General features: G+C 70.8%; 6 protein-coding genes and 1 pseudogene. 5 read left to right on the forward strand and 2 right to left on the reverse strand.

From position 1 onward, the window contains the following. Window positions 1-3183: amidohydrolase family protein (locus V6M42_RS12420; RefSeq protein WP_332678750.1), on the reverse strand; the 3183-nt coding region annotated here is incomplete at its 3' end. Window positions 3184-3392: 209 nt separating this feature from the next. Between V6M42_RS12420 and V6M42_RS12425 the strand changes: the two genes are divergently transcribed. From V6M42_RS12425 to V6M42_RS12445, 5 genes are all read left to right on the forward strand, one after another. Continuing rightward, the gene (locus tag V6M42_RS12425) at window positions 3393-3758 is read left to right on the forward strand and encodes a hypothetical protein (RefSeq protein ID WP_332678752.1); all 366 of its coding nucleotides are present in this window, start codon (window positions 3393-3395) and stop codon (window positions 3756-3758) included. A 5-nt stretch (window positions 3759-3763) separates the two neighbouring features. Continuing rightward, window positions 3764-4426 carry a DUF305 domain-containing protein gene (locus tag V6M42_RS12430; RefSeq protein ID WP_332678753.1) on the forward strand — a complete coding sequence of 221 codons (663 nt, stop codon included), beginning with the start codon at window positions 3764-3766 and terminating at the stop codon, window positions 4424-4426. Window positions 4427-4448: 22 nt separating this feature from the next. Further along, window positions 4449-6284 carry an LVIVD repeat-containing protein gene (locus V6M42_RS12435; RefSeq protein ID WP_332678755.1) on the forward strand — a complete coding sequence of 612 codons (1836 nt, stop codon included), beginning with the start codon at window positions 4449-4451 and terminating at the stop codon, window positions 6282-6284. Window positions 6285-6419: 135 nt separating this feature from the next. Next, a complete protein-coding gene (locus tag V6M42_RS12440) occupies window positions 6420-7385 on the forward strand; it encodes a hypothetical protein (RefSeq protein ID WP_332678756.1) in 966 nt (321 codons plus the stop codon). Window positions 7386-7405: 20 nt separating this feature from the next. Further along, on the forward strand, window positions 7406-7969 hold the full coding sequence (locus V6M42_RS12445; RefSeq protein WP_332678758.1) for a fasciclin domain-containing protein: 564 nt from the start codon (window positions 7406-7408) through the stop codon (window positions 7967-7969). Here the strand turns inward: V6M42_RS12445 and V6M42_RS12450 are convergent. Further along, window positions 7966-8375: pseudogene (locus tag V6M42_RS12450) on the reverse strand (hypothetical protein); the annotation flags it as partial. The gene V6M42_RS12445 and the pseudogene V6M42_RS12450 overlap by 4 nt on opposite strands.

Here is an 8375-nt window from a genome sequence, read left to right on the forward strand (position 1 = left end):
GTTGGCGTTCATCACCACCATGTCGGCCAGCTTGCCGCGCTCCAGCGAGCCGATGTCGCGGTCCAGCCCGAGTGAACGCGCGCCGTTCAGGGTGCCGGCGCGGATGATGTCCAGCGGGGCCATGCCGCCCTGGGCCAGGCTCCACAGCTCCCAGTGGGCGGCGAGACCCTCGCGCTGGCCGTGGGCGCCGATGGAGACGCTGACGCCCTGATCGGACAGGCGGCGGGCCTCGCGGGCGATGGACATGTGGTTCCACTCATTGTCCGGGGCGGTTTCGGGCCGGCGGGCGCGGGAGTCGAGGATCCGGCGCGGCACGTACTGCGTCAGGATCGGGTGGTTCCAGACCTCGCTCTCCTGGTACCAGTAGTTCTCGCCATAGCTGCCGCCATAGGCGACGACGAGGGTCGGGTTGTAGGCGACGTTGGTCTGGCGCCACAGCTGGTGGACGTCGTCGTAGAGGACGGCAACGGGGATCGAATGCTCGATCGTGGTGTGGCCGTCGACGATCATCGACATATTGTGCTGGAACAGCGAGCCGCCCTCGGGGACGACCATCATGTTCAGCTGGCGGGCGGCCTCGATGATCTGCTGGCGCTGGTCGCGGCGGGGCTGGTTGTAGCTCTTGACGCTCCAGGCGCCGGCGGCCTGCATGCGGCGCAGGGTGGACAGGGCGTCGTCGAGGGACTCGACCTTGACCGTGCCGGCGGTGGTGGCGCCGTACAGGATGGAGCCGGTCGAGAAGATGCGCGGGGCGACGATGCGGCCCGTGCGGGCCAGCTCGCTGTGGGCGAAGATCTCGCTGGTGTCGCTGGACGGGTTGTGGATCGTGGTCACGCCGAAGGCCAGCGAGGCGTAGTCGACCCAGCTCTGTTCCGGGATGATCTCGTCCGAACCCATCGAGCCGTGCCAGTGGGCGTCGACGAGGCCGGGCATGATGGTCTTGCCGGTCATGTCCAGGGTCGGGACGCCGGCGGGGATGGTGGTCGAGGCGAGGGCGCCGATGGTCTCGATGCGGTTGCCGTCGATGACGATGACGCCGTTCTCGATCACCTCGGCGCCGTTCATGGTGATGATCCGGGCGCCCACGAGGGCGATGCGGCCCTCGGGCTTGTCGGCCGTGGCGGTGAAGCCGAGGTCGACGCCGCGCTCGTCGGGCTTGGGCAGTTCGGCGGGGGCGCCGTCGACGAAGGTGAAGGACTGGTTCAGGTCGCGGCTGAACAGCTCGGGGCCCTGCGACCACTGCAGGCGGCGGCTGTCGCCCGACCAGCTGAGCCACTCGCCGGAGTCGCGGGTGACGCGGGCCTGGGGCAGGGCCTTGCCGTCGGGGGCGATGGCCTGGGGCCGGCCGGCGGCGACGAAGGGGGCGACATAGGCCTGGAAGCGCTCGGTCCAGCCGACCCAGTTTCCGTCCGGCGAGACGGCGAATTCGGCGGCCCATTCGCTGGTCAGGTGGGTGCGTTTGTCGTCACCGTCGAGGTCGACCGAGACCAGGGCGCGCTTGTCGCCGTCGCGGCCGGTCAGGAACAGGCGGTCGCCGTCGGCGCCGAACTGCGGACCCTCGCCCTCGTCCGTGATGTGGACGGGGTCGCCGCCCGCCGTCGGGATGCGGTAGATTCCGGGGTCGCGGCTCCACAGGGCGGTGGTCAGGAAGCCGTCGCTGACTGTGCGATAGACGATGGTGCGGCCGTCAGGGCTGAAGGTCGGCTCGACATAGTGGCCGGGGTTGGCGGTCACCACGCGGCCGGCGCCGCCCGAGGCGGGGACCACGCGGATGGAGCCCAGCTCCTGGTCGTCCCAGGTGGTGTAGACGATCGAACGGCCGTCGCGGGACCAGGACGGATAGAGTTCGAAATGGTCGCTCTGGCGGGTCAGGCGGCGGGCCGTGCCGGTCGGCAGGTCGCGGATCCACAGATTGCCGAGGGCCTCGAACACGACCTTGGCGCCGTCGGGCGAGGGGCGGGCCCAGCGCAGCATCTTCACATCGAACCGGTCGGGCGCGACCTCGATGGGGAAGCGGACGGCGTCCTGTACCCGGCGGGTGTCGGCGACGTGGAAGGGAATGTTCGCCACCGCCTTCGAGGCCACGTCGACGCGCTGGATGCGGCCGTCGGCCCAGAAGACGATGGAGCGGTTGTCGGGCGTCCAGCTGATCGCCGGATAGACGCCGTGGATGGCCCAGGTCTCCTGCATGTCGCGGTCGAGGGCCGAGAAGACGGGGGTCTCGCGGCCGGACTCGATGTCCATGACATAGAGGGTCGACTGGTAGCGGACGCGCCGGATGAAGGCCAGGGACTTGCCGTCGGGCGAGGGCGTCGGGCGGATCGAACCGCCGGGGCCGGTGACATAGGCGTCGATGTCGCCCGTCTCGCGGTCGAGGCGGCGGATGACGTAGATCTGGTCGTTGACGTCCTTCGAATATTCGAAGGTCGTCCCCGGCGTGGCGTCGTCGCTGAAATACAGATAGCGGCCGTCCGGCGAGAAGGCGGGCTCGCCCGTGTCCTTCTGCTGGGTGCGGCGCTCGGTCATCTGCACGCCGCCGCCGCCCGAGCGGTGGTACATCCACATTTCCCCGGCCCCCAGCGAGCGGGACGAGGTGAAATGCTTGCGGCCGACGACGAACTGGCCGTCGGGCGTCCATTCGGGCTGGTTCACCAGCCGGAAGGTCTCCTTCGACACCTGGGTCGGGTTGGAGCCGTCGGCGTCCATGATCCAGATGTTGTCGCCGCCGCCCCGGTCCGAGGTGAAGGCGATGTGGCGGCCGTCGGGCGACCATTTCGGCTGCATTTCCCAGGCCACCCCGGAGGCGATGGCGCGGGCCTCGCCGCCGGCGACGGGCATGACATAGATGTCGCCCAGCAGGTCGAAGACGATGGTGCGGCCGTCGGGGCTGACGTCCAGCGACATCCAGGTGCCGCGGGTCACGTCGATGGGAATGTCGCGCGACGGTCCGGGCGGGTTCTGCACGTCCCATTTCGGCGTCTCGGGCGCAGCGGCCGCGGCGGCGGGCGCCGGTGCGGCGGCGACGCCGTCCTGCGCCTGGACCGGGGCGGGTCCCTGGGTGGGAGCCGGCGTCGGCGCGGGGGTGGGCGGCGCGGCGAGCGGCGAGGGCGGCTCGGGCGTCTGGGCCATGGCGGGGAAGGCGAGCGCCATCGCGGCGGCCGTCGTCAGGAGTAGGCGCTTCATGGTTTCATGCCCCGATACCGGACGTCTCGATCGCCCCGGAGGCCGCGTCCCTGTCGGCGGCAACAGAGCATTGCCGGGCAGGCGAAGTCCAGCCGCCCCGCGGCCGTGCGGCCGGTTCCGCTGCGTGAATTCTTTGTCATGCTGCGACAGGTTGTAGCGCTGCGCCGGCTGGGTCATGGTCCCGGAAACTGCTCTTCCAGGACCCTGCAATGCGCATCCAGACACTGTTCGCCGGCGTCGCCGCCGCCGCCCTGATGGCCTTCCCGGCCATGGCCCAGGAGGGCCAGTACCGTGAGCCGCTGACCCGGATCATCACCGAGGCCGCCGCCGGCGTCTGCCTCGAAGCCCTGATGGGGCCCGGCCTGCTGGACGCCTGCAACGCCCAGATCCAGGGCATGGCGCCGGCCCTCGCCGCCATGGGCGCCATCGAGTCCATGACCTTCGTCCGCTCCGAGGACACGCCCGAGGGCCCGGTCGAGACCTGGGCCGTCAAATACGCCGGCGGCCAGACCCTGACCTGGGTCATCGGCCAGGTGAAGGACGGCAAATTCGCCACCGTCGGCGTCTCGGGCTAGCCGGATTGACCAGCCTGCCGGCCATCCTCCTCGCCGGACTGATCGCGGCCTGGAGTCCGCAATCGCCGCTGATCTTCCAGCCCGGCGCCCCCGGGGCGGCGGCGCGCGTCATCACGCCCGGCGAGGCGGTGGCGCTGAGCCGCTCGACCTTCACCGCCGACGACGTCGCCTTCATGCAGCATATGATCGTGCACCACGCCCAGGCCGTGGAGATGGTCGGGCTGCTGGAAACGCGGGGCTCGGATCCCGCGGTAAAACTGATGGGCCGGCGCATCGCCCTGAGCCAGCAGGCCGAGATGGAGCTGATGCGCGACTGGCTGACCCAACGCGGCCAGCCGCTGGAGATGGCGGGCATGTCCGGTCACGCCGGAATGGATCATTCGGCCCACGCCGGCCACGCCATGCCCGCCAGCGACACGCCCCTGATGGCGGGCATGTTGTCCCCGGCGCAGATGCACACCCTCGCCGCGGCCAGCGGCCCGGCCTTCGACCGCCTGTTCCTGCAGGGGATGATCCGCCACCATCAGGGCGCTCTGGACATGGTCGACGGATTGCTGGCCAATCCGGGGGCGGGCGAAGATCCCATGCTGTCCGAATTCACCGCCTCCGTCGTCGCCGACCAGTCGGCGGAGATTCTCCGTATGCAATCCCTTCTCCCGGATCTCTGATCTCGCACCCCAAGGAGCGGCCATGAACGTTCGCAGCACCCTGCTTTCCACCGTCGCCGCTCTCGGCGTCCTGATGAGCGCCGGCGTCGCCTCGGCCCAGGCGCCGGCCGTGCAGGTCATCCCGACCGACGCCCGCAGCGGCCTGTCCGGCGGTCTGCATGACGCCGGCCAGTATGCGTCCGGCATGGTGCTGGAACATTCGGTCCAGCCCGCGCCGGGCTTCTTCGATCCCGACGCCCTGTTCGCGCCGCCGCAGAACGCCGCAGAAGCCGCGGCCTTCCAGGAGCGGATGCGCAACAACCCGAAATACGGCCCGCTGGCCCTCGCCAACACCGACATGGCCCTGTCCAACGGTCGCCTGTTCCTCGGCAATTTCAACGGTTTCAACGCCTATGACCTGACCCGGGGCGGTGCGCCCGAACTGGTCATGTCGGTGGTCTGCCCCGGCGGTCAGGGCGACGTCTCGGTCGTCGGCGACCTGCTGTTCATGTCGGTCGAACAGAACCGCGCCCGCCTCGATTGCGGCACGACCGCCGCCGCCGGGGACGTCAACGCCGAACGCTTCCGCGGCGTGCGCATCTTCGACATCAGCGACCTGAACGCCCCGCGCCAGATCGCCGCCGTCCAGACCTGTCGCGGCTCGCACACCCATACGCTGGTGCCGGATCCGACCGATCCGCGCAGCCTGTACATCTACAACTCGGGCACGTCCGACGTGCGCAAGACCGAGGAACTGGCCATCTGCACCGACGGCCAGCCGGACCAGAACCCCGATACGGCCCTGTTCTCGATCGACGTCATCAAGGTCGACCTCGACCGGCCGCAGGACGCCGCCATCGTCAACCGCCCGCGCATCTTCGCCGACGCCAACGGCCGCGTCGCCGGCCTGTGGCGCGGGGGCGCCGCCGGCATCGCCAGCCAGCGCACGGCCCAGACCAACCAGTGCCACGACATCACCGTCTATCCCGAGATCGGTCTGGCCGCGGGCGCCTGCAGCGGCAACGGCATCCTGCTGGACATCTCGGACCCGCGGAACCCGACCCGCGTCTCGGACATCTTCGACCCCGACATGGCCTACTGGCACTCGGCGACCTTCAACAACGCCGGCGACAAGGTCGTCTTCACCGACGAGTGGGGCGGCGGCACCGCCGCGCGCTGCCGGGCCGAGGACCCCTCGACCTGGGGCGCCAACATGGTCGCCACCATCGAGAACCGCACCCTGCGCGGCCGCGCCTTCCACAAGCTGCCCTCGGCCCAGGGGGCCGACGAGAACTGCGTCGCCCACAACGGCATGATCGTGCCCGTCCCGGGCCGCGACCTGATGGTCCAGGCCTGGTACCAGGGCGGCGTCTCCATCATGGACTTCACCGACCCGACCCACCCGGTCGAGATCGCCGCCTTCGACCGCGGCCCGGTCGAGGACGGCAAGATGTTCGTCGCCGGCTCGTGGTCGGCCTACTGGCTGAACGGCCGCATCTATTCCAGCGAGATCGCCCGCGGCCTGGACGTACTGAAACTGGTCCCCAGCGAACATCTGTCGGCGGCCGAGATCGCGGCGGCCGAGGCCGTCCGCTCGGACGAGATCAACCCGCAGACCCAGATGCGCGTCCGCTGGCCTGACCACCCCGACGTGGCCCAGGCCTATCTCGACCAGCTCATGCGCGCGCCGGCCGCCGACGCCGCCCTGACGGCCCGGGTCCAGAACGGCATCAACCAGTGGCGCGGACGGGCGACCGACACGCAAGGTTCGGCCGACCTGGCCGCCGCCCTGACCGCCGCGGCGGAAAAGGAAACAGGCACGGCCGCCAAGGCGCGCCTCACCGCCCTGGCGGAGATGTTCGGACGGCGGGCGGGCTAGGGGGCGTCGGCTCCGCGCCTTCGGGAGGCGCGGAGTTCCGCCCGGCGCGGGCCTCGTCCGGCCGGCGCAGGGCGCCGCCTCGCAGGAACACACGGCGCAGGGAGGCGTTGTGTCGGGAACCCGAAAGAGGCTCCCATGTACAAGCTTGCACCCCTTACCGCCGTTCTCGCCCTAGCCCTCGCGGCGCCGACGGCGGTTCTCGCAGACCCCGGCAACGGCAAGGGCGGCGATAAACAGGAACGCGGAAACCGCGGCGGCGACGACCGCGGCAACGGCAACGGCAACGGCAACGCCGGCCGCGGCCACGGAAACGACCATGGACGCGGAGGCGACGATCGCCCTGACGTGCGCGTCGCCGTCGCGCCGGACGGCCGCGCCCTGGTGGTGGCCCGCGATGACCGCGGTCCCGGCCGGGGCAACGGGCGCGGCGACGACGTCCGCGACCTTCGCCGCGAGCTGGAGCGTCAGACCTTCCAGACCCGCGACGGCCGCCCCGTGGTCTATTTCAGCCGCGAGGACGACCGCGGCCTGATCGCCGGCTGCCCGCCCGGACTGGCGAAGAAGAACAACGGCTGCCTGCCCCCCGGTCAGGCGCGCCAGATCGCCCGCGCGGCCGAAGCCTCGCGATATGACTGGCTGTGGCGCGGACGCGGCGACGACGGCCGCTATGAATATCGCGACGGCTATCTGTACCGGATGAATACGCAGGGCTCGCTGCTGGGCTGGCTGCCCGTGCTGGGCGGCGCCCTGTCTCCCGGCAACGCCTGGCCGGCGCAGTATCAGTACCAGCCGGCGCCCGACTACTACGCCAGCTATTTCGGCCTGCCGCAGAACCAGCAGTACCGCTATGCCGACGGCGCCCTGTACGGGGTCGATCCGCAGACGCAGATGATCAGCCAGGTCGCGGCCCTGCTGACCGGCCAGAACCTGAGCGTCGGCCAGGCCCTGCCGGCGGGCTATGACGTCTACAATGTGCCGTACGCCTACCGGAACCAGTACGCGGACAACGCCGAGGCCATGTACCGCTACAACGACGGCTATGTGTACCAGGCCGATCCCAAGACCCAGCTGATCACGGCCGTGATCCAGCTGCTGACCTGATCCCGCACCGCGACAGAGGCATGACCATGAAGACGATGATGCGCTGGGCGCTGGCGCCCGTTTGCCTGATGGCGCTGGCCGCGTGCGGCGCCGAGGCTGAAAGGAAGGCGGACGGGACGGCGGTCGCCGCGCCCTCCAACAGGACCATCGCCGCGACGCTCAAGGACGACGGCGCTTTCGGCACCCTCGAACGGGTGCTGGAGAACGCCGCCCTCGGCGACGTCCTGGCGGGCAAGGGCCCCTATACGGTGTTCGCGCCGTCGGACGCGGCCTTCACCGCCTCGGCCGGCGACCTCGGCGACGAGGCCATGAAGGCGCAGGGGGCCGCCATGCTGCGGGCCCATATCGTGCCGGGCGCTCTGACCCGCGCGGACATCCTGGCCGCCATGAACCGCGGCGGATCCGGCACGGTCGAGGTGCGCACCATGGCCAACAGCCTGCTGACCTTCTCGAAGGAGGGCGAGGCCGTCATCGTCACCGGCGACAACGGCGCCCGCGCCCGCCTGACGGGTGAGGAGAAGGTGGCCTCGAACGGCGTCGTACAGCCGGTCGACGCCCTGCTGGTCAAGCCGGCCGCGGGCTAGGGCACGCCCAGCAGGTCGGACCAGCGCCAGCTGGCTTCGCCCAGCGCGAGGCGTGGCGCGCCCGGCCCCTCGGCGAAGGCGATGACGGCCAGACCCTGGATGGTCTGGCTGCGGCATTCGCGCGGGGCGAAGGCGACCTCCAGGGCGATGGCCTGGCGCACTCCGGCCAGCCCCTTGCCGGCCTGTCCCGGATCCTGAATCCAGTCGCCGTTCCAGACGAGGATGGCGCGGCCCGAGGCCGGCATGGCGCGGTGCGCCCGGACCACGGCGTCCCGCACCTCGGGGTCGGCCCGCAGCGCGTCCTGCAGCCTGCGGACCATGTCGCACGCGCCGCCCGCCGCGCCGCCTGAACCGCCGCCGTCGCCCGAGCCCGAAACGCCCGCGCCCTGGCCCGCGCCCGCCTGGA

The sequence above is a fragment of the Brevundimonas sp. genome (genome assembly GCF_036677305.1).
Lineage (GTDB): Bacteria > Pseudomonadota > Alphaproteobacteria > Caulobacterales > Caulobacteraceae > Brevundimonas.